The organism is Streptomyces sp. PCS3-D2 (assembly GCF_000612545.2).
Lineage (GTDB): Bacteria > Actinomycetota > Actinomycetes > Streptomycetales > Streptomycetaceae > Streptomyces.
In genome coordinates, this window is sequence record NZ_CP097800.1 from 3,123,407 (window position 1) to 3,148,981 (window position 25,575).

Genomic DNA, 25,575 nt, shown 5'->3' on the forward strand with positions numbered 1-25,575 from the left:
CCCGTCAGGCCCGTCAGACCTCTTCGACGCTGCTCGGCTCGCGCCGGGACAGGTCGATACCGAGCTCCTCCGCCGCGCGGAAGACGTCCTCGTCGGTGTCGCGCATCTCGATGGACATGCCGTCCGAGGACAGCACCTCCACGTTGAGGCAGAGCGACTGCATTTCCTTGATGAGCACCTTGAAGGACTCGGGAATGCCCGGCTCGGGGATGTTCTCGCCCTTGACGATGGCCTCGTAGACCTTCACTCGGCCGGTGACGTCGTCGGACTTGATGGTCAGCAGCTCCTGGAGGGCGTAGGCGGCGCCGTACGCCTCGAGCGCCCACACCTCCATCTCACCGAATCGCTGGCCACCGAACTGTGCCTTACCACCCAGCGGCTGCTGCGTGATCATCGAGTACGGACCGGTCGAACGGGCGTGGAGCTTGTCGTCGACCAGGTGGTGGAGCTTGAGGATGTACATGTACCCGACCGAGATCGGGTCCGGGAACGGCTCGCCGGAGCGGCCGTCGAACAGGCGCGCCTTGCCGGACGGGAGGACCAGGCGGTCACCGTCTCGGTTCGGGATGGTGTGCTCGAAGAGGCCGGCGAGTTCGTCCTCGCGGGCGCCGTCGAACACGGGGGTGGCGACGTTGGTGCCGGGCTCGACGCGGTCGGCGCCGATGGACTTCAGCCGCTCGGCCCACTCCTCACCCAGACCGGAGACGTCCCAGCCGCGGCTGGCGAGCCAGCCGAGGTGGATCTCCAGGACCTGTCCCGGGTTCATTCGGGACGGGACACCCAGCGGGTTCAGGATGATGTCGACCGGGGTGCCGTCCTCCAGGAACGGCATGTCCTCGATCGGGAGGATCTTGGAGATGACGCCCTTGTTGCCGTGACGGCCGGCGAGCTTGTCACCGTCGGTGATCTTGCGCTTCTGGGCGACGTAGACGCGGACCAGCTGGTTCACGCCCGGAGGAAGCTCGTCGCCCTCCTCGCGGTCGAAGACGCGGACGCCGATGACCTTGCCGATCTCACCGTGGGGGACCTTGAGCGAGGTGTCACGCACCTCGCGGGCCTTCTCACCGAAGATCGCGCGGAGCAGGCGCTCCTCCGGGGTCAGCTCGGTCTCACCCTTGGGCGTGACCTTGCCGACCAGGATGTCACCGGCGACGACGTCCGCACCGATGCGGATGATGCCGCGCTCGTCGAGGTCCGCCAGGACCTCCTCGGAGACGTTCGGGATGTCCCGGGTGATCTCCTCGGGGCCGAGCTTGGTGTCACGGGCGTCGACCTCGTGCTCCTCGATGTGGATCGAGGAGAGGACGTCGTCCTGCACGAGGCGCTGCGACAGGATGATCGCGTCCTCGTAGTTGTGGCCCTCCCACGGCATGAACGCCACGAGCAGGTTCTTACCGAGGGCCATCTCGCCCTCTTCGGTCGCCGGTCCGTCCGCGAGGACCTGGGACTCGACGATCCGGTCACCCTCGTTGACGATGACCTTCTGGTTGACCGAGGTGCCCTGGTTCGAGCGGGAGAACTTGGCGACGCGGTACGTGGTGTACGTGCCGTCGTCGTTGGCGACGGTGATGTAGTCGGCCGAGACCTCCTGGACCACACCGTCCTTCTCCGCACGGATCGAGTCGCCGGCGTCGACCGCACAGCGGTACTCCATGCCGGTGCCGACGAGCGGGGCCTCCGCCTTGATGAGCGGAACGGCCTGGCGCATCATGTTCGCGCCCATGAGGGCACGGTTGGCGTCGTCGTGCTCGAGGAAGGGGATCATCGCGGTCGCGACGGACACCATCTGGCGCGGGGAGACGTCCATGTAGTCGACGTCGCCGCCGGCGATGTAGTCGATCTCGCCGCCACGACGGCGGACCAGGACGCGGTTCTCGGTGAAGCGCATGTCCTCGGACAGGGCCGCGTTGGCCTGCGCGATGACGAAGCGGTCTTCCTCGTCGGCCGTCAGGTAGTCGACCTCGTCGGTGACGACACCGTCGATGACCTTGCGGTACGGGGTCTCGACGAAACCGAACGCGTTGACGCGACCGTAGGAGGCGAGCGAGCCGATCAGACCGATGTTCGGGCCTTCGGGGGTCTCGATCGGGCACATGCGGCCGTAGTGCGACGGGTGGACGTCACGGACCTCGAAGCCGGCCCGCTCACGGGACAGACCGCCGGGGCCCAGCGCCGACAGGCGGCGCTTGTGGGTCAGGCCCGAGAGCGGGTTGTTCTGGTCCATGAACTGGGACAGCTGGCTGGTGCCGAAGAACTCCTTGATGGAGGCGACGACCGGCCGGATGTTGATCAGGGTCTGCGGCGTGATCGCCTCGACGTCCTGGGTGGTCATGCGCTCGCGCACGACGCGCTCCATACGAGCCAGACCCGTGCGGACCTGGTTCTGGATGAGCTCGCCGACGTTGCGCAGACGACGGTTGCCGAAGTGGTCGATGTCGTCGGTCTCGACCACGATCGAACGGCCGGACTCGCCGATCGTCTCGGTCTCGCCGGCGTGCAGCTTGACCAGGTACTTGATCGTGGCGATGACGTCGTCGGTGGTGAGCACACCGGCGTCGAGCGGCTCGTCGGCGCCGAGCTTCTTGTTCACCTTGTAGCGGCCGACCTTCGCGAGGTCGTAGCGCTTGGGGTTGAAGTAGAGGTTCTCCAGCAGCGTCTGGGCGGCCTCACGGGTCGGCGGCTCGCCCGGGCGCAGCTTGCGGTAGATGTCGAGCAGCGCGTCGTCCTGGCCCTGGGTGTGGTCCTTCTCCAGGGTGGCGCGCATGGACTCGTACTCGCCGAACTCCTCGAGGATCTGCTCGGTGGTCCAGCCGAGCGCCTTCAGGAGGACGGTGACGGACTGCTTGCGCTTGCGGTCGATGCGGACGCCGACCATGTCGCGCTTGTCGATCTCCATCTCCAGCCAGGCACCCCGGGAGGGGATGATCTTGGCGGAGAAGATGTCCTTGTCGGACGTCTTGTCGATGGAGGAGTCGAAGTAGACACCGGGGGAACGGACGAGCTGCGACACCACGACACGCTCGGTGCCGTTGATGACGAAGGTGCCCTTGTTGGTCATGAGCGGGAAGTCGCCCATGAAGACCGTCTGAGACTTGATCTCTCCGGTCTCGTTGTTCGTGAACTCGGCCGTGACGAACAGCGGAGCCGCGTAGGTGAAGTCGCGCTCCTTGCACTCGTCGACGGAGTTCTTCGCCGGCTCGAAGCGGTGGTCGCGGAAGGTCAGCGACATCGACCCGGAGAAGTCCTCGATCGGCGAGATCTCCTCGAAGATCTCTTCCAGACCGGACTTGGTGGGGACGTCCTGTCCACTCTCAAGCGCCGACTCGACGCGAGACTTCCAGGCGGCGTTGCCGAGCAGCCAGTCAAAGCTCTCGGTCTGCAGCGCCAGGAGGTTCGGAACCTCGAGCGGCTCCTTGATCTTTGCAAAGGAGATGCGCAGCGGGGCGGTGCTGGCACCGTTGTTCGTATTGGTCGAGGCGTTGCGCGAGGCGGCCAAGAGGGGGTCCTTCCGAGGGCTCGGACTCACTACGCGCGTACCGGTCCCAGCAGACACAGAAGACAGGGCCCCCCGATTCCGGCCAAAACACCAGGTCAGGGTGGATCAATCAAGTGTGCTCAAGCGTGGGCATGTCCCTGGCGACGGGCAGGGGACAGCTAACAGGCAGCGCAAAGGGTCAGTGTAGCCACTTGGCTCACTGATGTCCAGACCAGGTTTCCGGAAACCGGCAACAGGCCTTCCCCATGTCGTTCAACCCTGCGTCCAACGCTGCGGCTCTCGTGCACAGAGCGCGTATCAGTACTGCCCTCTTCGTAGTCGATCCATGCCTCGGATCCCGGATCCGGGCGACCGACCTCTCGACGGGTCTGAGAATTGCGCGCCGCGACCCGTTCGTCAAGGCCCCCTGCTCCGAGCGGATCATCTCCGGACCCTGCGTCGGGGCAACGATGATCACCCTACTCCCCAACGAGACCAGGGCAAGTCAGGCACTGCGGGTACGCCAAAGGGCGACCACCCTTACGGGTGATCGCCCCTTGGAGAGGCCGTCAGGCGGCCTCGGAGGTGTTACTTGACCTCGACGGAGGCACCGGCACCCTTGAGGGCCTCGGCGGCCTTGTCAGCGGCCTCCTTGTTGACCTTCTCGAGGACGGGCTTCGGCGCACCGTCGACGAGGTCCTTGGCCTCCTTCAGACCCAGGGAGGTCAGCTCGCGCACGACCTTGATGACCTGGATCTTCTTGTCGCCGGCGCCGGCGAGGATGACGTCGAACTCGTCCTTCTCCTCAGCGGCCTCGGCCGGGGCGCCGGGGGCACCCGGGGCGGCAACGGCGACGGCCGCGGCGGCGGTGACGTCGAACTTCTCCTCGAAGGCCTTCACGAACTCGGAGAGCTCGATGAGGGTCATCTCCTCGAACTGGGCGAGGAGGTCGTCCTGAGAGAGCTTCGCCATGATGGGCGATCCTTCCACTAATTCGGCAGGTGCCGATGTGTCTATAGAGGCGGGCGTAACGGCCCGCTACGACCCGCGCACTAGGCGGCGCGGATCAATGCGCGAGCCGAATTACTCGGCACCGCCCTGCTCGGCGAGCTTGACGCGAAGCGCTTCCGCGGTGCGGACGAACTTCGACGGCAGCGCCTGGAAGAGCGAGGCAGCCTGGGACTGCTTGCCCTTGAACGCGCCGGCCAGCTTGCTGAGCAGAACCTCGCGGGACTCGAGGTCCGCAAGCTTCTTGATGTCGTCGACGGAGAGAGCCTTACCGTCAAGGACACCGGCCTTGATGATGAGGTTCGGGTTCTCCTTGGCGAAGTCACGCAGAGCCTTCGCCGACTCCACCGGGTCACCGGTGATGAAGGCGACCGCGGTCGGACCAGCGAAGTGCTCGTCCAGCGCGGTGATCCCGGCCTGGTTGGCCGCGATCTTGGTCAGCGTGTTCTTCACCACGGCGTACTGGGCGTTCTCACCGAGGGAGCGACGCAGCGTCTTGAGCTGCGCGACGGTGAGACCCCGGTACTCGGTCAGCACGGCGGCGTTGGAGCTCTGGAACGCGTCCGTGAGCTCGGCCACCGATGCAGCCTTGTTGGGCGTCGGCATGGTGCGTTCGCCTCCTTCCGGGTGATGAGGACCGCTCAGAAGGGGCTGACATACAAAACGCCCCGGCGCAGGCGCCAGGGCGTAGCTCGACCGGAACGAGTCCGGGAGCATTCCACAGTCACCTGCGCGGGTCGTCCGCAGTAAGCGGATCCTTCGGCCACCGCGCCCTGTCGGGCACAGCAACGACCAGCGGTCTTTGGCTTCCGGGGAAGACTACGTGACGGGTTCCGGTCGAGGCAAATCGGTCAGCGGCGCAGCCCGGGCAACCCGGCGTCCCGCAGCGTCTTGTCGGCTTCCTCCAGGTCCTTGTCGGCCTGTTCGAGGCTCTTGTCGACCTGTTCCAGGTCGGCGTCGACGCCCTTCATCACGGCGTCGAAGGTGATCACATCGTCGGCCGGCGGGGGCTGCACGGCGGGGCCCTTGCCGAAGTCGGAGAACTTCGCCGTGGTCTTCGACGTGCCCTTGGCGTCCGTGCTGGAGCTGTCGACGCGGATCGGGAAGCCGTCCTTGCCGATCCACAGGTCGACCTCGAAGGAGGTGATGTGCCGTACGGACTCGTGGAGGTACCGGCGGTTCTCCTCCTCCATGGCCTTGGTGGAGTCGTCCGCCTGGATCAGGTCCGCGTTGGTGAGGCTGCCCCGGTAGTGCTGGGCCTCGACGCCGTCGGTCTGCTCGGTCCCGACGTGGGTGAGCTTCTCCTGGCCGAGCAGCAGGGCGAGGTACTCGGCCGGGTCCTCGTTCAGCCGGACGCCCGACTTGCCGCCCTTGGCCAGATCCATCTGCATCCAGTTCTTGCCCTTGACGGGCTTGTCCATCCGGGTGTAGACGGTGTCGCCCATCATGATCGAACGGTTGTCGGCCTCGTCGCCCCCGCCCTTGAGGACCACGTCGTGGCTGGACGGGTACCAACCCTTCCTGCCGGACTGGGCACTGGTCTTGCCGTCCCGGTCGACGGTGGACAGCTCCACCCAGGCGACCTTGGCGGCCACCGTCTTCAGATAGGACGCCTTCACGGCCGCCACGGGGTCGTGCGCCTCGGCGCCGGCCCCCTCCCCGCGACAGGCCGTGAGGCCGCTCACGAGCAGCGCGGCAGCCGCGATTCCCACGCCGGCCCGGGTCCGGACAGCGCTGTTCATCTGGTTCTCCCCCATGAATGGTCGATGCGCGCCGCGCCGCCGCGGTGGAGCGGCGGCGCGGCGGTACTGCGGTGGTGCGGCGGCGATCAGGCGGAGCCCGCGGGGTCGCCCTTCATCATCTCGGCCAGGTCCACGACCTGCTCGGCCGGCGGCGCGGTGACCTCGACGGGCATGTTGACGTCCAGGAACTTCATGGTGACGTCCATCGGGCCGGAGGTGCCGGCACCCCGGGTGCGGACCTGCTTCATCTGGTCGTTCTCGTCGATCCAGAGGTCCATGGTCAGGGTCTTGATGCCCTGGGCCTCCAGTGCCGCGAGGTTCTTCTCCTGGCGCTCCTTCGCCTCCGGCGCGGAGGTGGCGCTGTGGGCCCGCAGCTCGTCGACGGAGACGGTCCCGCTCAGGTGCGTCGTCTTCTGGCCGTCGATGGTCTCGTCGCCGACCTTCTTGAGGTCCTTGGCGGCGCTCAGGCTGTCGGCCGAGTCGGCCGGGTTCTGGCCCTGCTGGGCGGAACCGAGCGAGTCCAGCTGCTTGGCCTGGTCGGGAGCGAGGGTCTTGAGGTCGAACTTCAGCCACTTGCCCTCGGTGCCCATGTACATGGCGCCGTCGAGGAGCCGGATCTGCACCTTCTCCCCCGGCTTCGTGGGCGAGTCCATCGTCATCGACATGGCGACGGTCGGCTTGATGCGCATGGCACCCTCGCCGGCGATCTTCTGGCCCGCCGCCTCGCCCGACATGGAGTACCGAAGCGAAGTGATCTCCTCGGACTTCTTCTTCGCCTTCTCCAGGTAGGCGGCCGGCGTCACCTCCGCCGGCTGCTCCGAGGGCTTGACCGGTGCCGATGCCCCCGTGTCCTTCTTCGCGTCGTCCCCGTTCTCGCAGGCCGTCGCACCTCCCGCGAGCAGGAGGGCGGCCAGGAGGGCCGCGGCGGTCTTCGTGCGGTACGCGTTCATCAGTTCCCCACCCCGTGGTGATCGTGTGCGGCGCGTGGTCTCCGGCGTTTCCGCCTGCGGCGCCGCTCGTACGACTGTACGACCCGGCAGCGGCGGCCCGTGCACAGGGCTCGCACAGCCCTTGCACAGGATGCGAACCGGGAAACGGAAAACGGGCCCCTCGCCGCCCGTGAAGGGGGCGAGGGGCCCGTTCAGCCGCTCGGTGAGCCGTGGGGCTCAGCGCGATCAGACCGCGGCCGGGTCTTCCTCGACGAGGAGGTTCCGGGTGCGGTTCGGGTCCAGCTGGATGCCGGGGCCCATGGTGGTGCTCAGGGCGGCCTTCTTCAGGTAGCGGCCCTTGGCGGCGGACGGCTTCAGACGAAGGATCTCGTCCAGGGCCGCGCCGTAGTTCTCGACGAGCTGCTCGTCGGAGAAGGAGACCTTGCCGATGATGAAGTGCAGGTTCGAGTGCTTGTCGACGCGGAACTCGATCTTGCCACCCTTGATCTCGGTGACAGCCTTCGCGACGTCCATCGTGACGGTGCCGGTCTTCGGGTTCGGCATGAGGCCACGGGGACCGAGCACGCGGCCGAGGCGGCCGACCTTGCCCATGAGGTCCGGGGTGGACACGACGGCGTCGAACTCGTTCAGGCGGTTGCCCTTGGCGATCTCGTTGATCAGCTCGTCGTCGCCGACGATGTCGGCGCCGGCGGCTTCCGCGGCCGCTGCACGGTCACCGGTCGCGAAGACCAGGACCCGGGCGGTCTTACCGGTGCCGTGCGGGAGGTTCACGGTGCCGCGGACCATCTGGTCGGCCTTGCGCGGGTCGACACCCAGGCGGAAGGCGACCTCGACGGTGCTGTCGAACTTGGTCGAGGAGATCTCCTTGGCGAGACGGACGGCCTCGAGCGGGGCGTACTGCTTCTCCCGGTCGATCTTGGCGTCCGCAGCGCGGAGAGTCTTGCTGCGCTTCACTTCTGCTCCTGTATTTCGGATTCAGGCATGGAGTCGTGGTGCGGACCAGCGCTTGGTCCTACCACTGGTGGTGCTGGGGGGTGGCTGGATCAGCCCTCGACCGTGACGCCCATCGAGCGCGCGGTGCCGGAAATGATCTTCACGGCGGCGTCGATGTCGTTGGCGTTCAGGTCGGGCATCTTCAGCTCGGCGATCTCGCGGACCTGGGCGGCCGTGAGCTTGGCGACCTTGGTCTTGTGGGGCTCGCCGGAGCCCTTCTCGATGCCCGCGTGCTTCAGGATGAGGCGCGCCGCCGGCGGAGTCTTGGTGATGAAGGTGAAGGTGCGGTCCTCGTAGACCGTGATCTCCACCGGCACGACCATGCCACGCTGCGACTCGGTCGCGGCGTTGTAGGCCTTGCAGAACTCCATGATGTTGACGCCGTGCTGACCGAGCGCGGGGCCGACCGGCGGAGCCGGGTTGGCCGCACCGGCCTTGATCTGGAGCTTGATAAGCCCCGTGACCTTCTTCTTCTTGGGAGGCATTGCTCTCTCCGGGTCCTAGTGAGAGTTTTCAGCCGCCGATCCGGTCATCCGGATGGAGGCATACCGCACCACGATAACGGGTATCGGTGCGGGGCTAAAAACCGAGCAGGTCAGACCGCCCTCTGGGGGCGGTCTGACCTGTCCGGAAGCTGTGGCTCAGAAGCCGTGGTCCACGCGGGGTGGATCAGTTCTTCTGGATCTGGTCGAAGCTGAGCTCGACCGGGGTCTCGCGGCCGAAGATCTCGACGAGGCCCTTGACCTTCTTCGAGTCGGGGTTGATCTCGTTGATGGTCGCCTGCAGCGTGGCGAACGGACCGTCGGTGACGGTGACCGAGTCGCCGACCTCGAAGTCCAGGACCTCGATGGTGCGCTTGACGGCGGGCGCGGGCAGGCCGGCCTCTTCCGCGGCGGCCTTGGCGGCCTTCTCCTGCGCCTCCGGGGCGAGCATCTTGACGATCTCGTCCAGGGTCAGCGGGTACGGGTCGTAGGCGTTGCCGACGAAGCCGGTGACACCAGGCGTGTTGCGGACGACGCCCCAGGACTCGTTCGTCAGATCCATGCGGACGAGGACGTAGCCGGGCAGCTTGTTCTGCCGGACGTTCTTGCGCTCGCCGTTCTTGATCTGGACGATCTCTTCCTCGGGCACCTCGGCCTGGTAGATGAACTCCTCGACGTTCAGCGAGACGGCGCGCTGCTCCAGGTTGGCCTTCACGCGCTTCTCGTAGCCGGCGTAGGTGTGGATCACGTACCACTCACCGGGCAGGACGCGCAGCTCGTCGCGCAGGGCCTGGATCGGGTCGACCGGCTCGGCGGGCTCGGCCTCGACGGCCTCCTCCGCGGTCTCGGCGTCACCGGCGGCCTCTTCGGCCTCGGTGCCGGCCTCGGCCTCGTCCGCCTCGTCGCCGGAGACGTGCAGCGCGGCCTCCTCGGCGGCGTCACCCGCCTCGACGTCGGCGAGCTCGGCCTCGTCGGGGTCCACAGCGTCTGCCGCCTCGACGATGTCGAGCTCGTCCTCGACGGACTCGACGGAGTCGTGGCTCGCGTTCAGGTTCGGGTCAGACACGGTGGCTGCTTCTTCCTGGAAAAAAGGTGGTGGAACATGCGAAAAGGGGCGGCACCCATCAAGGCGCCGCCCTCCGCGGGGATCAGCCGAAGACGAACTTGATGGCTTCCTGGAACCCATAGTCAATCACGGTCACCAGACCGATCATGATGACCACGAAGACAATCACCACGGTGGTGTACGTCGTGAGCTGGTTGCGAGTGGGCCAGACAACCTTGCGGAGTTCCGCGACAATCTGGCGGTAGAAAAGCGCGAGACGGCCCAGAGGACCCTTCTTGCCGCGCTTGCCGCCCTTGCGGGCCTTCTTCTCGCGCGCCTCGTCCTCGGCGTCAGGCATGTCGATGGAGCCCAGGGCGTCCGTCACGTCTCTCACCTGAATCCGGGTCGTGGCCGTACCGCGCCCGGTTGCGCCGCACGGCGTTGCATCTAAGTACGTACCTGCGCACACACGTCCGAGAGGAGTGTGGAGCAGGGCCGGAGGGACTCGAACCCCCAACCGCTGGTTTTGGAGACCAGTGCTCTACCAATTGAGCTACGACCCTTTGCTCCCCCAACCTACCGCATCCGGGCGAGTGCACGGAGTGCTCACGCTTTGCAGCGGCTGGCGAGGTCCAACGACAGGTGAGTGTACGTGAACCGGGCCGTGACGTCGAACAGCACCCGGCCTGACATGCTCCGGGCCGCCTCCCGTCCGTTCACTGAAACGGTGTGCGGCGCTTCTGCGCGGTCTGGGACGATTGCCGGTATGACCTCTGCAACGCCTTCCTCCGAGCGCCGGGTGTCCGCCCGTATCGGCGCCATTTCCGAGTCCGCCACCCTCGCCGTGGACGCCAAGGCCAAGGCCCTCAAGGCCGCCGGACGCCCGGTGATCGGCTTCGGCGCGGGCGAGCCCGACTTCCCGACCCCGGACTACATCGTCGAGGCCGCGGTCGAGGCCTGCCGCAACCCCAAGTACCACCGCTACACGCCGGCCGGCGGTCTGCCCGAGCTGAAGGCCGCCATCGCCGCCAAGACGCTGCGCGACTCCGGCTACGAGGTCGAGGCGTCGCAGGTCCTGGTGACCAACGGCGGCAAGCAGGCGATCTACGAGGCCTTCGCGGCCGTCCTGGACCCGGGTGACGAGGTCATCGTCCCGGCTCCCTACTGGACCACCTACCCGGAGTCGATCCGTCTCGCCGGCGGTGTCCCGGTCGAGGTCGTCGCCGACGAGACCACCGGCTACCGGGTCTCCGTCGAGCAGCTGGAGGCCGCGCGCACCGAGCGCACCAAGGTCGTCCTGTTCGTCTCCCCGTCGAACCCGACCGGTTCGGTGTACAGCGAGGCCGACGCGAAGGCGATCGGCGAATGGGCCGCCGAGCACGGCCTGTGGGTGCTGACGGACGAGATCTACGAGCACCTGGTCTACGGCGACGCGAAGTTCACCTCGCTGCCCGTCCTGGTCCCGGCCCTGCGCGACAAGTGCATCGTCGTCAACGGTGTCGCCAAGACCTACGCGATGACCGGCTGGCGCGTGGGCTGGGTCATCGCCCCGCAGGACGTCATCAAGGCGGCGACGAACCTGCAGTCGCACGCCACCTCCAACGTCTCCAACGTGGCCCAGGTCGCCGCGCTGGCCGCCGTCTCGGGCAACCTGGACGCGGTCGCCGAGATGCGCAAGGCCTTCGACCGCCGCCGCCAGACGATGGTCAGGATGCTCAACGAGATCGACGGCGTCTTCTGCCCGACCCCGGAGGGCGCGTTCTACGCGTACCCGTCGGTCAAGGAGCTCCTCGGCAAGGAGATCCGCGGCAAGCGCCCGCAGACCTCCGTCGAGCTTGCCGCCCTGATCCTGGACGAGGCCGAGGTCGCGGTCGTTCCCGGTGAGGCCTTCGGCACCCCGGGCTACCTGCGCCTCTCGTACGCCCTGGGCGACGAGGACCTGGTCGAGGGCGTGTCCCGCATCCAGAAGCTCCTGGCCGAGGCCAAGGCCTAGGCCCGGGCCTGACCCGTTCCGCAACCCGCCCGGGCGGCGGCACCCTCGGGGTGCCGCCGCCCGGGCGTTCGCCGCTCCGTCACACCGCATCCGGCCCCAGCGGCATTCGAGGCGCCGGGCCCCGGCAGCGGTGCCGCACCTCGCCGCTCCTGCGTTCGGGCAAGCCCCCGAAAGGGAAAACCCCCTCCCGCGGAGCGCGGCGGTACGGCAGGATCACCAGATGGAGCACGCACGCGATCTCACGCTTCTACCGAAGGCCCACCTCCACCTGCACTTCACCGGGTCGATGCGACCATCGACCCTGCTGGAACTCGCCGACAAGTACGGGGTGCGCCTTCCGGACGCCCTGACCGGCGGGGAGCCGCCCAGGCTCCGCGCCACCGATGAGCGCGGCTGGTTCCGCTTCCAGCGGCTGTACGACGCCGCCCGCTCCTGCCTGCGCGAGCCCGACGACATCCGGCGGCTGGTCCGCGAGGCCGCCGAGGAGGACGTGCGGGACGGCAGCGGCTGGCTGGAGATCCAGGTGGATCCCACCTCCTACGCCCCGATGCTCGGCGGGATGATCCCGGCCGTCGAGATCATCCTCGACGCCGTCGACGCGGCCTCCCGCGAGACCGGGCTGGGGATGCGGGTGCTCATCGCCGCGAACCGCATGAAGCACCCCCTCGACGCGCGCACCCTGGCCCGGCTCGCCGTGCGCTACGCCGACCGCGGCGTCGTGGGGTTCGGCCTGTCCAACGACGAGCGCCGCGGCATGGCCCGGGACTTCGACCGCGCCTTCGCCATCGCCCGCGACGGCGGGCTCCTCGCGGCCCCGCACGGCGGCGAGCTCACCGGCCCGTCCTCGGTCCGTGACTGCCTCGACGACCTGTACGCCGCCCGCATCGGGCACGGCGTGCGGGCCGCGGAGGACCCCCGGCTGCTGCAGCGGCTCGCCGACCGGCAGATCACCTGCGAGGTCTGTCCGGCGTCCAATGTGGCCCTGGGCGTGTACGAGCGGCCCGAGGACGTCCCGCTGCGCACGCTGTTCGAGGCCGGTGTGCCGATGGCGCTGGGCGCGGACGACCCGCTGCTGTTCGGGTCCCGGCTCGCGGCGCAGTACGAGATCGCCCGCCGCCACCACGGCTTCACGGACGCGGAGCTCGCCGAGCTGGCCCGTCAGTCGGTGCGCGGGAGCGCCGCGCCGGACGACGTGCAGGCGAAGCTGCTGGCGGGGATCGACCACTGGCTCACCGGGTGAGCCGCAGGTCCCCCTCGTGGCAGTCGGCACGCACCCGGCGGCCGTCGGGGAAGCCGATCTCCAGGTGGGTGCGGCCCTGCTCGGGCAGCGCGAACTCGGCGACCGAGGAGACGATCTCGCCCAGGTGCCGCAGGAAGGGGTGGTCGCCGAGGTCCTCTCCGACCTCGATGCGGCCCCATTCGCCCATGTCGTACGGGGCGTGGGGCGAGCCGGACTCGACGATGAGGCACTGGTCGGAGCCGGTGGTGATCCGGATGGAGTCGCCGACGCTGTCGATCAGCCAGACGTCGAGCGGGGACTCGGAGCGTTCGCCGTCGCTGACGTGCCAGGACGCGACGACCCTGCTGAGCGTGCGACCCACGAGCCGAGTGGGGTCCGTACCGGCCCCGTGACGGGGACAGAGCATGGGCGGCCGGGACTCCTCAGATGCTGACGCCGACCGTCACCGGCTCGTTGACGAGGGTGACGCCGAAGGCCGCTTGGACGCCCGCGACGACCTCGCGGGCCAGGGTGAGGAGGTCCTCGGTGGTGGCCTCGCCGCGGTTGGTGAGGGCGAGGGTGTGCTTGGTGGAGATGCGTGCCGGGCCGGTGCCGTAGCCCTTGGTGAAGCCGGCCCTGTCGATCAGCCAGGCCGCGCTGGTCTTCGTACGGCCCTCGCCGGCGGGGTAGGCGGGCGGTGCGGTGTCGGGGCCGAGGCGGTCCTGGACGCGGGCCAGGAAGGCGGCGTAGGCCTCGTCGGTCAGGATCGGGTTGTGGAAGAAGGAGCCGGCCGACCACGTGTCGTGGTCGGTGGGGTCGAGGACCATGCCCTTGCCCGCGCGCAGCCGCAGCACGGTCTCGCGGGCGGTGGCGGCGGGGACCCGGTCGCCGGCCCCGACGCCGAGGGCGCGGGCGGTCTCGGGGTACTTGATCGGCGCCGAGAGCCCGCCGGCGTCCTCCAGGGCGAAGCGCACGCGCAGGACGACGTAGCGGTCGGGCTGGTCCTTGAAGGTGCTGTTGCGGTACCGGAAGGCGCACTCGGCGGCGGTCAGGGTGACCGTTTCGCCGGTGGTGCGGTCGTAGGCGACGACCTCGGTGATGGTGTCGCAGACCTCCTGGCCGTACGCCCCGACGTTCTGGATCGGAGTGGCACCGGCCGAGCCGGGGATGCCGGCGAGGCACTCAATGCCGGCGAGACCGGCTTCGACGGTGCGGGCGACGGCGTCGCTCCAGTTCTCGCCGGCGGCGAGCTCCAGGTGGGTGCCGTCCAGGTGGAATCCGGTGGTCGCGATGCGCAGGGCGGTGCCGTCGAAGCCCCGGTCGCCGATGACGAGGTTGCTGCCGCCACCGATGACCAGAAGGGGGGTGCCGCTCTCGTCCGCCGCACGGACGGTGGCGATCACCTCGGCGTCGGTGGTTGCGGTGACCAGGCGGGCGGCGGGACCACCGAGACGGAAGGTGGTCAGCGGGGCGAGGGGGGCGTCGTGGAGTTCCTGCACGGGGACAAGAGTACGGTCCGTGCCCCTCGCATCCCTGCGGGGCCACGGACCGCACTCGCTCCTCCCCCCTACCGCTCGGGTCAGCGGCCCGCCGTCCGCTCGGCGAGGCGCCGCTCGGCCTCGGGCCAGCCCAGGGGCAGCTCGGTGGCGGGGACGGTCCAGTGGGTGAAGACGGATTCCCGCATGTACGCGCTGGCTGCGCGGGCACTGGAGCGGTGGGGCTCGCTGCGGGCGAACCGGTACAGCGCGTCGCGGTCCTCCCACGCGGAGAGGGTGAGGAAGGTGCGGCGCAGGACGCGTGCCCGCAGGGCGGCGCCGTGGGCGCCGGGGGCCCTGCGCATCTGGCGGATGATGCCGGGGGACTTCAGAAAGAACCTGACGGCCCCGAGGAGGGTGGTGGTCTCGAAGCGGGAGGCCATGACGTGGACCTCGGCGCCGGGGGCGGCGGGAGTGGGTGTGGACCAGGGGATGTCGGGCATGGGGTGCTCTCCTTCCGTGGTGCGGCTGTGTGGGAGCCGCGGGGGCCTGATCGGGTGGGCGGGTGCCGTGGCCGCGCGGATCACCCGGCGGCGGGGACCTGGTCCGCGGCTCCGGCCGGGGCGGCCGCGGGTACGGCGCCGGGCAGGGGGGCGGGCGCGTTCTCGGCCCTGCGGGGCACCAGGAGGGCCAGCGCGGCGGCGAGCGCGACGGCCGCGGCGCCGATCCACAGGGCGGGGACGGTGCCGTCGGTGAACGCCTGCGGGGACGCGTAGCCGCCCCGGGCGGAGAAGACCGAGGCCAGGACGGCCACGCCGAGGGCTCCGCCGACCTCGCGCAGGGCGTTGTTGGTGCCGGAGGCCTTGCCCTGGTCGGCGGGGCGCACGGTGGACATCAGGACGTTGGCCGCGGGGGCGAAGTAGAGGGCCATGCCGATCCCGCTGAGGATCAGCGGCGGCAGCTGCGCGGCGTACGAGACGTCCGTGCTCAGGACCGCGGCGAACCAGCCGAGGCCGAGTGCCTGGAAGGCCAGGCCGGCGGCGACCACGGGGCGGCCGCCGATGCGGTCGGAGAGGATCCCGGCCAGCGGGGCCACGATCATCGGCATCCCGGTCCAGGGGAGCATGCGCAGGCCGGCTTCGGTGGGCGAGTACCCCGCGACGCCCTGAAGGAACTGGCTGAGCAGGAAGATCGAGCCGAACATGCCGAGGAACATCAGCAGGCTGGCCAGGTTGATCCCCAGGAAGCCGCGGTCGCGGAAGAGCCGCATGGGGAGGACCGGGTCGGCGTTGGTGAAGCCGTGGCGGACGAAGGCGGCGACGAGTGCGGCTCCGACGATCAGGCCGGCGAGCACGGGGGTGCTGGTCCAGCCCTCGGAGTTGGCGTTGACCAGGCCGTAGACGATGCCGAAGAGGCCGCCGCTGACGAGCAGGGTGCCGGGGACGTCGAGGCGGGCTCCCGGGACGGTGGACTCGGCGAGGCGCAGGCGGGCGAGCGGGATCAGGGCCAGGCCTATGGGCACGTTGAGCCAGAAGATCCACTGCCAGGAGATGTGCTCGGTGAGACTGCCGCCGATGAGGGGGCCGCTGGCGACGGCGAGGCCGGTGACGGCGCCGTAGATGCCGAGGGCCATGCCGCGCCGGGCCGCCGGGACGGCGGCGGTCAGCAGGGTGAGGGTGAGCGGCATCATGACGGCGGCTCCCACGCCCTGCACGGCGCGGGCGGCGATGAGCGCGTCGATCCCGGGCGAGAGGGCGGCCGCCGCGGAGGCGCCGGTGAAGACGGCGAGGCCGGCGATGAACAGCCGCCGGCGGCCGAAGCGATCGCCGAGGGCGGCGCCGAACATGAGGAGGACGGCGAAGGTGAGCGTGTAGGCGTTCACCGTCCACTCCAGGTCCTCCAGCCGGCCGCCGAGGTCCGCACGGATGGCGGGCAGGGCGGTGGTCACCACCAGGTTGTCGAGTGCGGCCATGAAGCTGGCCACGCCGGTGAGGACGAGGGCCCAGACGGCGGGCCCGCGCAGTCTGGTGTCGGTGTCCTTGTTGGTGCCGGGTGCGTGCATGATTCCCCCTACAATTTGTTAGTTATCACTGACTAACTTTCTGGCCCATGCGGATGCGCGCACGGATCGCGCACTTCCTTCACCCCTCCGGACGGCCGGCGACCCGGGTCTCGGGATAGAACCCCTGCCAGACCCTGTGCTCGGGCGGGAACCCCATGGCAGCCAAGGTGTTGATCAGCATTCCGTAGGCCATGAAGGTCGTCGTCTCCCCCGCGTCCGCGCCCAGCGACAGATGGACGGTGTCCCAGAGCTCCGTCCAGCCGGCACGGACCAGCTCGCCGAGCTCGCGGTCCCCGGCCGCCTCGGCGGCGGCGACGGCCACGTACATCTGCAGCTGCATCTGCAGCTTGTCGGGATCCTCGACGATCAACCGGGTGTATGCGTTCGCCATGGCCTGCTGGGCCTCTTCGCCGTGCAGCCCTTCGACGGCTGCGGCGAAGACGTCGCACGTCTCCCTCAGGCAGCGCTGGGACGCGGCCAGGAAGATCGCCTGCTTACTGGGGAAGAGTCGGAAGAGGTACGGCTGCGAGACGCCCACCCGCTTGGCGATCGCCTCGGTGGAGGTCCCGTGGTACCCACCCCGGGCGAACTCGTGCATCGCCGCACGGATGACGCTCTCACGCCGCTCGTCTGCACTCATCCTTGCCATGCCATGAAGTTAGTACTCAATCACTAACTTCGTCAAGGGGCGCCGCGGGCCGCTCGGGCAGAAGGGTGCCGGGACGGAGCGGGGCGCCGAGGAGGCGGCCCCGCCCCCTCGGACACCCGGGCACCGAGCCCCTCAGGCCCTCAGGCCCTCAGGCGAGTGCAACCACCGCGCGGGACATGCCGAGGACCTTCTGGCCGGCGCTCATGGCCGTCAGGTCGACTCGTACGCGGTTGTCGTCCAGCTTCGCCGCGACCTTGGCGGTGACCTCGATCAGGCCGCCCTGCTCGTCGTTGGGGACCACGACGGGCTTGGTGAAGCGCACGCCGTACTCCACCACCGCGCCCGGGTCACCCGCCCAGTCGGTGACCACGCGGATGGCCTCGGCCATGGTGAACATGCCGTGCGCGATCACGTCCGGCAGTCCGACCTCCTTGGCGAACTTCTCGTTCCAGTGGATCGGGTTGAAGTCGCCCGAGGCGCCGGCGTACTGCACGAGCGTGGCACGCGTCACGGGGAAGGACGCGGCGGGCAGCTCGGTGCCGACCTCGACGTCGGCGTACTTGATCTGCGCTGCCATGTCAGGCCTCCTCGGGGGCGCGGGAGACGAGCTTCGTCCACGCCGTCACCACGTGCTCGCCGGTCTCGTCGTGGACCTCGCCGCGGATGTCGATGATGTCGTTGCCCGCGAGCGACTTCACGGCCTCGATGGTGGAAGTCACCGACAGCCGGTCACCGGCACGCACCGGGCGGGAGTAGGCGAACTTCTGGTCGCCGTGCACGACGCGGCTGTAGTCCAGCCCCAGCTGCGGGTCCTCGACGACCTGGCCGGCTGCCTTGAACGTGATGGCGAACACGAAAGTGGGCGGCGCGATCACATCGGAGTGGCCGTAGGCCTTGGCCGCTTCGGGGTCGGTGTAGACGGGATTGGCGTCGCCCACCGCGACCGCGAATTCGCGGATCTTCTCCCGGCCGACCTCGTACGGATCGGTGGGCGGGTAGCTCCGCCCCACGAAGGACTGGTCGAGAGCCATGACTCACTACCTCCTGTTGAAGGGACACGAAACACACAGGGACAAAGACAGGAACGGGCACGGAAACGACAGGAGGCCGCCCCCAATGAAGGGGACGACCTCATGACGGTGCCTGTATTCGAGACTTCGCCGGGGTCAGCGGGTCTCGCGGTGCGCGGTGTGCGAGTTGCAGCGCGGGCAGTGCTTCTTCATCTCCATGCGGTCCGGGTTGTTACGCCGGTTCTTCTTGGTGATGTAGTTCCGCTCCTTGCACTCCACGCAGGCCAGCGTGATCTTCGGGCGGACGTCGGTGGCAGCCACGTGAGTGCTCCTTGACGGACTATGGGACGGATGAACGCATAAAAGAGTAGCCGATCGGGAGACCGACCCCGCAATCGGCTACTGTGGGTAGCGGCGACCGGACTTGAACCGGTGACACAGCGATTATGAGCCGCTTGCTCTACCGACTGAGCTACGCCGCTTTGATGTGATCAGCTCCCCACCCGAGGGTGGGGAACCTCTCTCACCAGAGCCCCAATGCGGAATCGAACCGCAGACCTTCTCCTTACCATGGAGACGCTCTACCGACTGAGCTATTGGGGCGAGCGATGAAGACATTACACGGTTGCCCGCCGATCGCCCAAATCCTTTGCGGGAACTGGGCCCCGAGGGGGTTCTGAAGCCTCTCCCGGTCAACTCGCCGGCCACTCCCGCCCCACTTCCCCCGCAGTTTGTGCGCGGGCTCACACCGGGCGCTCACTCTTCGCGGCCGGCGCGGGTGCGCGGGCGCCCTGGCGCGGAGGAGCGCAAGCGCGCCGGCGCGGAGGCACCACACCGGTACGACTATTGCGCTCCTGCGCGAAGCGGAGCATGCCGCGCCCTAGGCTCGGAGCACGCTGCGTGATCTTGGGCCGAGGGCCGCGGCCACGGCCCCAGGGACCGCCCGAGCCACCGCAGGAGCGCGATGTCCGACAGCCAGCCGCAGCAGCCGTCCCCCTCCCCCCGCGGCGGCAACGGCAATGGCAGCGCGGCTGCCGCCGAGGCCACCACCCTGCTCCTCGCCGGGGCCCGCCTCACGGACGGCCGCACCGTCGACGTCCGCCTCGGCGGCGGCCGGATCCAGGCCGTCGGGACCACCGGCAGCCTGTCCTCCCCCGTGCTGTCGCGGGTGGACCTCAGCGGATACCTGCTGCTCCCCGCCCCCGCCGAGCCGCACGCCCACGGCGACACGGCGCTGACCGCCGACGGAGACGGCCCCGTCTCGTACGCCCCCGACGAGGTGCAGCGCCGCGCCACCGAAGCGGCGCTGCTCCAGCTCGGCCACGGCGCGACCGCCCTGCGCTCGCACGTGCGGATCGGCGGCGTGCACGGTCTCGGCCCCCTGGAGGCCGTGCTCCAGGCCCGGCGCTCACTGCGCGGGCTCGCCGACCTGACCGCGGTCGCCGTACCCCGGCTGCTGACCGGGGCGGCCGGAGCCGACGGGCTCGCCATGCTGCGGGACGCGGTCAAGATGGGCGCCGCGGTGATCGGCGGCTGTCCGGACCTGGACCCGGACCCCACGGGCTTCCTCGAAGCCGTGCTGGGGCTCGCCGACGAGCACGGCTGCCCCGTGGACCTGCACACGGACGGTGACGACCCGGCCCGCCTCTCCCGGCTCGCGGCGATGGCGGGCGGGCTGCGCCCCGGGGTGACCATCGGCCCCCTGGGCGGCCTCTCCCGGCTCCCGCTGGACACGGCGGCCCGCGCCGCGGACCAGCTCGCGGCGGCCGGCGTACGGGTGACCTGCCTGCCCCAGGGCGACTGCGCGGCGCTGGAGCGCCGCGGCCTGCGCACCGCCCCCGTACGACTGCTGCGGGCCGCCGGAGTGCCCGTCGCCGCCGGCAGCGGGGCGCTGCGGGACAGCGGCAACCCGGTCGGCCGCGGCGACCCGCTGGAGGCCGCTTACCTCCTTGCCTCCCAGGGCGGGCTCCGCCCCGGCGAGGCCTACGAATCCGTCAGCGCCCGCGCCCGCGAGGCCATGGGCCTGCCGGAGGTGCGGGTGGAGGCCGGCTTCCCGGCGGAGCTGCTCGCCGTACGGGGCGACCGGATCTCGGGCGTGCTGTCCCTCGCGTACAGCCGGATCGTGATCCACCGCGGGCGGGTGGTGGCCCGGACGAGCGCGGTAAGGGAGTACTGCGACTCCGCCGTCGCGGTGGCCCTGGACCTGCCCCGGCAGGGCCGCACGGAGGCCGGGCCCTGAGGGGTGTCTTCCCGGGCGGGGGCGCCCGGCTCGTCGTACCGTCGGGACATGCGCATCGTCATCGCGGGTGGACACGGTCGGATCGCGCTGCGGCTGGAGCGCCTGCTCGCCGCGCGCGGGTACGAGGTCGCGGGCATCATCCGCGACCTCGAACAGGGTGACGACCTCAGGGAAGCGGGCGCCGAACCGGTGCTCTGCGATCTGGAGTCGGCCACGGTGGAGCACGTGGCGGGGATCCTGCAGGGTGCGGACGTGGCGGTGTTCGCGGCGGGCGCCGGCCCCGGCAGCGGCGCCGGGCGCAAGGACACCGTGGACCGGGGTGCGGCGGTGCTGTTCGCCGATGCGGCCGAACGGGCCCGCGTCCGCCGGTTCCTGATGGTCTCTTCGATGGGTGCGGACGCCCACCACGAGGGCGACGAGGTCTTCGACGTCTACCTGCGGGCGAAGGGCGAGGCCGACGACCACGTACGGACCCGGCTGGGCCTGGAGTGGACGGTCCTGCGCCCCGGATCACTGCTCGACGACGCCGGACAGGGGCAGGTGCGCCTGGAGGCGCGGACGGGCCGGGGGACGGTGCCGCGCGACGACGTGGCGGCGGTCCTGGCCGAGCTGGTGGAGACGCCCGCGACGGCGGGCCTGACCCTGGAGCTGATCTCCGGCTCGACCCCGGTCCAGGTCGCCGTGAAGGGCGTGGCGGGCAACTGACGACCCGGCGGAAGGGCGGGCACCCGGCGCCGGCCCTCCCGCCCGCGGCTCAGAACTGCGCTTGCAGCGTGTCGTCGGAGCGCCCGACGGAGTCCTGCTGGTAGCGGCGCTCGTAGGTGTCGCGGATCCGCTCGATGCGCACGCTGCGCTCGTCGGCCTCCTTCTCCGGGTACAGCAGGACCACTTCGTAGGAGGTCTCCCGGACGATCCTGTCGTCCCCGCCGCGCCACTGGCCGTACCCGTCGTGGAGGGTCAGCCCCTCGGGAAAGGCGGGGGTGATCTCCCGGTCCAGGAACCGCATGAACTCCCGCTCCGCGACCGGGTCCCGGCCGTCGGCCCGTGCCGTGCCGAAGTACAGCCGGGTCTCCCGGTAGGGCTCCCCCACGTCCGTGTGCAGGGCGGCTCCCACCAGAGCCGGAATCCCCGCGCCGAGCAGGGCCACGAGTACCCCGCCGCCCACCTTCCCCCGCGTGTCAGATGTCCATTTCACCCCCGGTGAACGACCGGGAGCCGCCGACGATGCGGCCGGGCGCCACCACGGCGCTGCCAGGAATGCGAAAGAACCCCCGTCCACTGCGTTTTCGCAGATGAACGAGGGTTCTACTCGCGTGGCGGCGCCAGGATTCGAACCTGGGTAGGCTAAGCCGACGGATTTACAGTCCGCTCCCATTGGCCACTCGGGCACACCGCCATGGGATGTCGCCTTCAAGACCGCTTTCCGCGGTTCTCCCTGGCAACGACGTAAACGATACCTGATGACCGGGGGTGCTTCGCCACCGGATTGATCAGCACCGCGGGCGGGCGCGGTGGCTAGGCTTTGCCGAGCGGTCCGGGGATGTCCGGCCGCGCCCTCCGGGGCGATCGCAATCGACTTCAAGGAGCCACAGCACATGGCCGACTCCAGTTTCGACATCGTCTCGAAGGTCGAGCGGCAGGAGGTCGACAACGCCCTCAACCAGGCCGCCAAGGAGCTCTCGCAGCGCTACGACTTCAAGGGCACCGGCGCCACCATCGCCTGGTCCGGCGAGAAGATCCTGATGGAGGCGAACTCCGAGGAGCGCGTCAAGGCCGTCCTCGACGTCTTCGAGACCAAGCTGGTCAAGCGCGGCATCTCGCTCAAGGCGCTCGACGCCGGTGAGCCGCAGCTGTCCGGCAAGGAGTACAAGATCTTCGCCACGATCGAGGAGGGCATCTCCCAGGAGAACGCCAAGAAGGTCGCGAAGATCATCCGTGACGAGGGTCCGAAGGGCGTCAAGGCCCAGGTCCAGGGCGACGAGCTGCGCGTCAGCTCCAAGAGCCGTGACGACCTCCAGGCCGTCCAGGCCCTCCTCAAGGGCAAGGACCTGGACTTCGCGATCCAGTTCGTGAACTACCGCTGACCCGAGGTCCGCGACCTGTCACCACGCCGGCCCGGCGGTCCTCACCGACCGCCGGGCCGCGGTGATTGCGGGGTGCGTGGGGTGCGTGTGCCGGGCGCGTGCGGCGCGCGCGCTGCCGCGGGCTTCCGTGGGCACTTGGGCGGCGGGGAGTGCGCCCAGCACCGTGGGTGGCATCACATCACCGCGTGGCAGGGGGTTCTCGCATGCCTGGGGCCGGCACGTTTCGCGAAGACTTCGGGGCGTCCGTCGTCGTCGCACTGGTCGCCATCCCCCTGTGCGTCGGGGTGGCGGTCGCCTCCGGGGTGCAGGCCGAACTGGGGATCGTCACCGGCGTCGTCGGAGGGTTGGTCACCGGCTGGTTCCGCGGGAGCTCCCTGCAGGTGAGCGGGCCAGCGGCCGGGCTCACGGTACTCGTCTACGAGGCGCTGCAAACGTACGGCACGGCCGCCCTCGGGGTGCTGGTGCTGGCCGCCGGCGTGCTCCAGCTGGGCATGGGGGCGCTGCGGCTCGGCCGGTGGTTCCGGGCGATCTCCGTGGCCGTGGTGCACGGGATGCTGGCCGGCATCGGGCTCGTGCTGATCGCCGGGCAGCTGTACGCCCTGGGTGACGCGGAGGCTCCCGGGCAGACCCTGGCGAAGCTGGGCGGTGTGCACGGGCTCGCGGCGCGGGCCGACTGGGCCGCTGCGCTGCTGGGGGTCGTGACCATCGCCGTCATGGTCGTGTGGCGCCGGGCGCCCGCCCGCCTGCGGGTGCTGCCGGGCGCGCTGGTCGGGGTGGCGGTCGCCGCCGCGGCGGCGGCCCTGCTGCGGCTGCCCGTCGAGATGGTGCGCGTGACAGGGGTGCTGGAGGCCGTGTCCCCGCCCGCCTGGGGCGAGTTCGGGGTACTGGCGTCCTTCGGCGCGGCCGGGACGGTGGTCGCGCTGGCACTGATCGCTTCCGCCGAGACGCTCTTCAGTGCCGCCGCCGTGGACCGGATGCACGACGGTCCCCGGACGGAGTACGACCGGGAGCTGATCGCCCAGGGCGTGGGCAACAGTGTCTGCGGGCTGCTCGGGGCGCTGCCGATGACTGCCGTGATCGTCCGCAGCGCCGCCAATGTGGAGGCCGGAGCGCGCACCCGGGCGTCCCGGGTGATGCACGGCGGCTGGCTGCTGCTCTTCGCCGTGGCCTTCCCCCAGGTACTGGAGAGTGTGCCGCTGGCCGCTCTGGCCGGAGTGCTCCTGTACGCGGGGTGGAAGCTGCTGCCGGTCAGGTCGGTGGCCGCGCTGTGGCGCACGCACCGGGGCGAGGCGGTGGTGCTGGTCGCCACGGCCGGCGCGATCGTGGTCACCAACCTGTTCGAGGGGGTGCTGTTCGGGCTGGGCCTAGCCATCGCCAAGGCGGCCTGGGAGACCTCCCATGTGCACGTCGAGGAGGTGTGGGAGGGCGAGGAGCTGTGCGTGCGGGTCATCGGGAACGCGAGCTTCCTGCGGCTGCCCAGACTGCTCGACGCCCTGGACGCGCTGCCGCACGGGCAGCCGGTGCGGCTGGACCTGAGCGGGCTGCGCCATCTCGACCACGCCTGCCTGACCGCCCTGGAGGGCTGGGAGCGCACCCGGACGCCGCTCCCCGGTCGGGAGGGCGTCACCTAGCCCGGCTACCCTCCGCGCGTGGAGAACGAGCTGAAACGCACCCTGGGGGTTTCCGACGCGGTCGTCGTCGGGCTCGGCGCGATGGTGGGCGCCGGGGTCTTCGCGGCCTTCGCCCCGGCCGCGCGGGCCGCGGGCGGGGCGCTCCTCGCCGCCCTCGCGGTGGCGGCCGTGGTGGCCTACTGCAATGCGCTCTCCTCGGCGCGGCTGGCCGCCCGCTACCCGGCCTCCGGCGGCACCTACGTGTACGGGCGGGAGCGGCTCGGACCCTTCTGGGGTTGGCTGGCCGGCTGGGGCTTCGTGATCGGCAAGACCGCGTCCTGCGCGGCGATGGCACTGACGGTCGGTGCGTACGTGTGGCCCGGGCGCGAGCACGCCGTGGCCGTGGCTGCGGTGGTGGCGATCACCGCCGCGAGCTACGGCGGGGTCCAGAAGTCCGCCCGGATCGCCCGGCTGATCGTGGCGGCGGTCCTGGCGGTGCTGGCCGGGGTGGTGGTGGTGTGCCTGTCCTCGGATGTGGCACGGCCGGAGCGGCTCGCCGGGGCCCAGTGGTCCCTCTTCGGTCTGTTGCAGGGCGCCGGCCTGCTGTTCTTCGCATTCGCGGGCTACGCGCGGATCACCACCCTGGGCGAGGAGGTGCGCGAGCCGGAACGCACGGTCCCGCGGGCGGTGCCGATCGCGCTGGGCATCGCGCTGCTGGTGTACGGGGCGGTTGGGGTGGCGGTGCTGTCGGTGCTCGGCGTCGAGGGGCTGGCCGGGTCGCCGGCCCCGCTGGCGGACGCGGTCCGGGCGGCGGGTGCGCCGGGACTGGCGCCGGTCGTCCGGGCGGGTGCGGCCCTGGCCGCGCTGGGCTCGCTCCTGGCTCTCGTGCTCGGGGTGTCGCGGACGGTGCTGGCGATGGCCCGGGACGGCCGCCTGCCGCGTGCGCTGGCCGCCGTGCATCCCCGGCACCGGCTGCCGCACCATGCCGAGCTCGCGGTGGGCGTGGTCGTGGCGGTGCTCGCGGCCACCGCCGACCTGCGGGGCGCGATCGGTTTCTCCTCCTTCGGAGTGCTCGCCTACTACGCGATCGCGAACGCTTCCGCCTGGACTCTCGATTCAGGTGTCAAGGGGCGGGCCGTGGCGGCGGTCGGACTGTCCGGCTGTGTGGTGCTGGCGTGTGCGCTGCCCCTCGCGTCGGCGGTCGCGGGGGCCGCGGTGCTGGCTCTGGGTGCGCTGGCCTACCGCGTGCCGGGCTCGTTCAGGGCCGGGGGCTGAACTCCGCCCGGGGCGCGGGTTCCAGGTCCGGGCCGCATTCCGCCGCCCTCGGCGCGGACGGCCTCCTGGGGGCCCAGCGGGGCGGGCGGGCACTTTCCACGGGCTCGCGGGGAGTGGCGCGCACGGTCTGTGATGTGCTCCGGCAACTGCTTGGTTTCGTCCATGCGTTCATGCGTTCATGGTGACCCACACCGCCGACCACGCGCCCGCCCTGTGGAAAACCGCGCCGCGGACGGGCCTGGCCCGTCCGCGGCGCGGTGTCGA

The 25,575-nt window shown here is 70.2% G+C and carries 25 protein-coding genes and 4 tRNA genes; 7 read left to right on the forward strand and 22 right to left on the reverse strand.

From position 1 onward, the window contains the following. Positions 1-13: 13 nt before the first annotated feature. The 10 genes from rpoB to AW27_RS13305 all read right to left on the reverse strand — a co-directional run bounded on the left by rpoB (position 14) and on the right by AW27_RS13305 (position 10,258). Positions 14-3,496, reverse strand: coding sequence for a DNA-directed RNA polymerase subunit beta (gene rpoB, locus AW27_RS13260; RefSeq protein ID WP_037918910.1), 3,483 nt, complete (start codon positions 3,494-3,496; stop codon positions 14-16). A 567-nt stretch (positions 3,497-4,063) separates the two neighbouring features. Continuing rightward, on the reverse strand, positions 4,064-4,447 hold the full coding sequence (gene rplL / locus AW27_RS13265; RefSeq protein WP_037918908.1) for a 50S ribosomal protein L7/L12: 384 nt from the start codon (positions 4,445-4,447) through the stop codon (positions 4,064-4,066). A 111-nt stretch (positions 4,448-4,558) separates the two neighbouring features. Continuing rightward, positions 4,559-5,089, reverse strand: a complete 531-nt coding sequence (rplJ, locus tag AW27_RS13270) for a 50S ribosomal protein L10 (RefSeq protein WP_037918907.1) — start codon at positions 5,087-5,089, stop codon at positions 4,559-4,561. Between the two features lie 245 nt (positions 5,090-5,334). Next, a complete protein-coding gene (locus AW27_RS13275; protein ID WP_037918905.1) occupies positions 5,335-6,225 on the reverse strand; it encodes an SCO4651 family lipoprotein in 891 nt (296 codons plus the stop codon). An 86-nt stretch (positions 6,226-6,311) separates the two neighbouring features. Next, positions 6,312-7,175: an SCO4651 family lipoprotein gene (locus AW27_RS13280; RefSeq protein WP_037918904.1), complete on the reverse strand. Its 864-nt coding sequence runs from the start codon at positions 7,173-7,175 to the stop codon at positions 6,312-6,314. Between the two features lie 225 nt (positions 7,176-7,400). Next, positions 7,401-8,129 (reverse strand): 50S ribosomal protein L1, encoded by a 729-nt coding sequence (gene rplA, locus AW27_RS13285; protein ID WP_030773774.1) that lies wholly within the window; start codon positions 8,127-8,129, stop codon positions 7,401-7,403. An 89-nt stretch (positions 8,130-8,218) separates the two neighbouring features. Next, a complete protein-coding gene (rplK, locus tag AW27_RS13290) occupies positions 8,219-8,653 on the reverse strand; it encodes a 50S ribosomal protein L11 (RefSeq protein ID WP_030773771.1) in 435 nt (144 codons plus the stop codon). A gap of 184 nt (positions 8,654-8,837) precedes the next feature. Beyond that, positions 8,838-9,716, reverse strand: coding sequence for a transcription termination/antitermination protein NusG (gene nusG / locus AW27_RS13295; RefSeq protein WP_037918903.1), 879 nt, complete (start codon positions 9,714-9,716; stop codon positions 8,838-8,840). Positions 9,717-9,798: 82 nt separating this feature from the next. Beyond that, entirely contained in the window at positions 9,799-10,080 is a 282-nt protein-coding gene (gene secE / locus AW27_RS13300; protein ID WP_037918901.1) for a preprotein translocase subunit SecE, read from the reverse strand. Between the two features lie 105 nt (positions 10,081-10,185). After that, positions 10,186-10,258: transfer RNA gene (locus tag AW27_RS13305), tRNA-Trp, on the reverse strand. 203 nt (positions 10,259-10,461) lie between these two features. Between AW27_RS13305 and AW27_RS13310 the strand changes: the two genes are divergently transcribed. Continuing rightward, positions 10,462-11,688: a pyridoxal phosphate-dependent aminotransferase gene (locus AW27_RS13310; RefSeq protein WP_037918900.1), complete on the forward strand. Its 1,227-nt coding sequence runs from the start codon at positions 10,462-10,464 to the stop codon at positions 11,686-11,688. A gap of 220 nt (positions 11,689-11,908) precedes the next feature. Next, positions 11,909-12,928 (forward strand): adenosine deaminase, encoded by a 1,020-nt coding sequence (locus AW27_RS13315; RefSeq protein WP_037918899.1) that lies wholly within the window; start codon positions 11,909-11,911, stop codon positions 12,926-12,928. Here AW27_RS13315 and AW27_RS13320 read toward each other — a convergent pair. The 10 genes from AW27_RS13320 to AW27_RS13365 all read right to left on the reverse strand — a co-directional run bounded on the left by AW27_RS13320 (position 12,918) and on the right by AW27_RS13365 (position 18,706). Further along, positions 12,918-13,289, reverse strand: a complete 372-nt coding sequence (locus AW27_RS13320) for a hypothetical protein (RefSeq protein ID WP_236647542.1) — start codon at positions 13,287-13,289, stop codon at positions 12,918-12,920. The two genes, AW27_RS13315 and AW27_RS13320, sit on opposite strands and share 11 nt — an antisense overlap. Positions 13,290-13,350: 61 nt before the next feature. Then, complete coding sequence (locus AW27_RS13325) at positions 13,351-14,490, reverse strand: UDP-N-acetylmuramate dehydrogenase (protein WP_269084506.1); 1,140 nt, start codon at positions 14,488-14,490, stop codon at positions 13,351-13,353. Further along, positions 14,487-14,885 carry a DUF3291 domain-containing protein gene (locus AW27_RS13330; RefSeq protein ID WP_037918896.1) on the reverse strand — a complete coding sequence of 133 codons (399 nt, stop codon included), beginning with the start codon at positions 14,883-14,885 and terminating at the stop codon, positions 14,487-14,489. Before AW27_RS13330 ends, AW27_RS13325 begins: the two co-directional genes overlap by 4 nt. A gap of 80 nt (positions 14,886-14,965) precedes the next feature. Next, positions 14,966-16,444 (reverse strand): DHA2 family efflux MFS transporter permease subunit, encoded by a 1,479-nt coding sequence (locus AW27_RS13335; protein WP_052030268.1) that lies wholly within the window; start codon positions 16,442-16,444, stop codon positions 14,966-14,968. A gap of 79 nt (positions 16,445-16,523) precedes the next feature. Next, positions 16,524-17,093 carry a TetR/AcrR family transcriptional regulator gene (locus AW27_RS13340; RefSeq protein ID WP_106967542.1) on the reverse strand — a complete coding sequence of 190 codons (570 nt, stop codon included), beginning with the start codon at positions 17,091-17,093 and terminating at the stop codon, positions 16,524-16,526. Positions 17,094-17,241: 148 nt separating this feature from the next. After that, entirely contained in the window at positions 17,242-17,670 is a 429-nt protein-coding gene (locus AW27_RS13345) for a MaoC family dehydratase (protein ID WP_037918894.1), read from the reverse strand. A 1-nt stretch (position 17,671) separates the two neighbouring features. Then, a complete protein-coding gene (locus tag AW27_RS13350) occupies positions 17,672-18,124 on the reverse strand; it encodes a MaoC family dehydratase N-terminal domain-containing protein (RefSeq protein WP_037918893.1) in 453 nt (150 codons plus the stop codon). 135 nt (positions 18,125-18,259) lie between these two features. Further along, positions 18,260-18,424: a 50S ribosomal protein L33 gene (rpmG, locus tag AW27_RS13355; protein ID WP_007265873.1), complete on the reverse strand. Its 165-nt coding sequence runs from the start codon at positions 18,422-18,424 to the stop codon at positions 18,260-18,262. A gap of 88 nt (positions 18,425-18,512) precedes the next feature. Continuing rightward, positions 18,513-18,585, reverse strand: a tRNA-Met gene (locus AW27_RS13360). Positions 18,586-18,633: 48 nt separating this feature from the next. Continuing rightward, positions 18,634-18,706 (reverse strand) — tRNA-Thr (locus AW27_RS13365). Positions 18,707-19,067: 361 nt separating this feature from the next. Here AW27_RS13365 and AW27_RS13370 point away from each other — a divergent pair. Continuing rightward, positions 19,068-20,342, forward strand: a complete 1,275-nt coding sequence (locus tag AW27_RS13370; protein ID WP_037918892.1) for an amidohydrolase family protein — start codon at positions 19,068-19,070, stop codon at positions 20,340-20,342. Positions 20,343-20,390: 48 nt separating this feature from the next. Further along, positions 20,391-21,047 (forward strand): SDR family oxidoreductase, encoded by a 657-nt coding sequence (locus AW27_RS13375; RefSeq protein ID WP_037918891.1) that lies wholly within the window; start codon positions 20,391-20,393, stop codon positions 21,045-21,047. A gap of 49 nt (positions 21,048-21,096) precedes the next feature. On the opposite strand, the gene AW27_RS13380 is transcribed toward AW27_RS13375, so the two are convergent. Both AW27_RS13380 and AW27_RS13385 read right to left on the reverse strand, forming a co-directional pair. Then, a complete protein-coding gene (locus AW27_RS13380; protein WP_052030267.1) occupies positions 21,097-21,507 on the reverse strand; it encodes a DUF3574 domain-containing protein in 411 nt (136 codons plus the stop codon). 149 nt (positions 21,508-21,656) lie between these two features. Further along, positions 21,657-21,738, reverse strand: a tRNA-Tyr gene (locus tag AW27_RS13385). Positions 21,739-21,937: 199 nt separating this feature from the next. On the opposite strand from AW27_RS13385, the gene AW27_RS13390 reads away from it, so the two are divergent. The 3 genes from AW27_RS13390 to AW27_RS13400 all read left to right on the forward strand — a co-directional run bounded on the left by AW27_RS13390 (position 21,938) and on the right by AW27_RS13400 (position 25,311). Continuing rightward, positions 21,938-22,426 (forward strand): YajQ family cyclic di-GMP-binding protein, encoded by a 489-nt coding sequence (locus tag AW27_RS13390; RefSeq protein ID WP_030030284.1) that lies wholly within the window; start codon positions 21,938-21,940, stop codon positions 22,424-22,426. Positions 22,427-22,629: 203 nt separating this feature from the next. After that, positions 22,630-24,057 carry a SulP family inorganic anion transporter gene (locus tag AW27_RS13395; RefSeq protein WP_037918889.1) on the forward strand — a complete coding sequence of 476 codons (1,428 nt, stop codon included), beginning with the start codon at positions 22,630-22,632 and terminating at the stop codon, positions 24,055-24,057. Between the two features lie 18 nt (positions 24,058-24,075). Next, positions 24,076-25,311 (forward strand): APC family permease, encoded by a 1,236-nt coding sequence (locus tag AW27_RS13400; protein WP_037918888.1) that lies wholly within the window; start codon positions 24,076-24,078, stop codon positions 25,309-25,311. The last annotated feature ends 264 nt before the right edge of the window (positions 25,312-25,575 follow it).

Excerpts from the sequence above, each read along its gene's own strand:
- rplL (WP_037918908.1), bottom strand. The coding sequence starts at position 4,447 with ATGGCGAAGCTCTCTCAGGACGACCTCCTCGCCCAGTTCGAGGAGATG.
- rplJ (WP_037918907.1), bottom strand. The coding sequence starts at position 5,089 with ATGCCGACGCCCAACAAGGCTGCATCGGTGGCCGAGCTCACGGACGCG.
- AW27_RS13275 (WP_037918905.1), bottom strand. The coding sequence starts at position 6,225 with ATGAACAGCGCTGTCCGGACCCGGGCCGGCGTGGGAATCGCGGCTGCC.
- AW27_RS13280 (WP_037918904.1), bottom strand. The coding sequence starts at position 7,175 with ATGAACGCGTACCGCACGAAGACCGCCGCGGCCCTCCTGGCCGCCCTC.
- rplK (WP_030773771.1), bottom strand. The coding sequence starts at position 8,653 with ATGCCTCCCAAGAAGAAGAAGGTCACGGGGCTTATCAAGCTCCAGATC.
- AW27_RS13310 (WP_037918900.1), top strand. The coding sequence starts at position 10,462 with ATGACCTCTGCAACGCCTTCCTCCGAGCGCCGGGTGTCCGCCCGTATC.
- AW27_RS13315 (WP_037918899.1), top strand. The coding sequence starts at position 11,909 with ATGGAGCACGCACGCGATCTCACGCTTCTACCGAAGGCCCACCTCCAC.
- AW27_RS13330 (WP_037918896.1), bottom strand. The coding sequence starts at position 14,885 with ATGCCCGACATCCCCTGGTCCACACCCACTCCCGCCGCCCCCGGCGCC.
- AW27_RS13335 (WP_052030268.1), bottom strand. The coding sequence starts at position 16,444 with ATGCACGCACCCGGCACCAACAAGGACACCGACACCAGACTGCGCGGG.
- AW27_RS13340 (WP_106967542.1), bottom strand. The coding sequence starts at position 17,093 with ATGGCAAGGATGAGTGCAGACGAGCGGCGTGAGAGCGTCATCCGTGCG.
- AW27_RS13345 (WP_037918894.1), bottom strand. The coding sequence starts at position 17,670 with ATGGCAGCGCAGATCAAGTACGCCGACGTCGAGGTCGGCACCGAGCTG.
- AW27_RS13350 (WP_037918893.1), bottom strand. The coding sequence starts at position 18,124 with ATGGCTCTCGACCAGTCCTTCGTGGGGCGGAGCTACCCGCCCACCGAT.
- AW27_RS13370 (WP_037918892.1), top strand. The coding sequence starts at position 19,068 with ATGTCCGACAGCCAGCCGCAGCAGCCGTCCCCCTCCCCCCGCGGCGGC.
- AW27_RS13375 (WP_037918891.1), top strand. The coding sequence starts at position 20,391 with ATGCGCATCGTCATCGCGGGTGGACACGGTCGGATCGCGCTGCGGCTG.
- AW27_RS13390 (WP_030030284.1), top strand. The coding sequence starts at position 21,938 with ATGGCCGACTCCAGTTTCGACATCGTCTCGAAGGTCGAGCGGCAGGAG.
- AW27_RS13395 (WP_037918889.1), top strand. The coding sequence starts at position 22,630 with ATGCCTGGGGCCGGCACGTTTCGCGAAGACTTCGGGGCGTCCGTCGTC.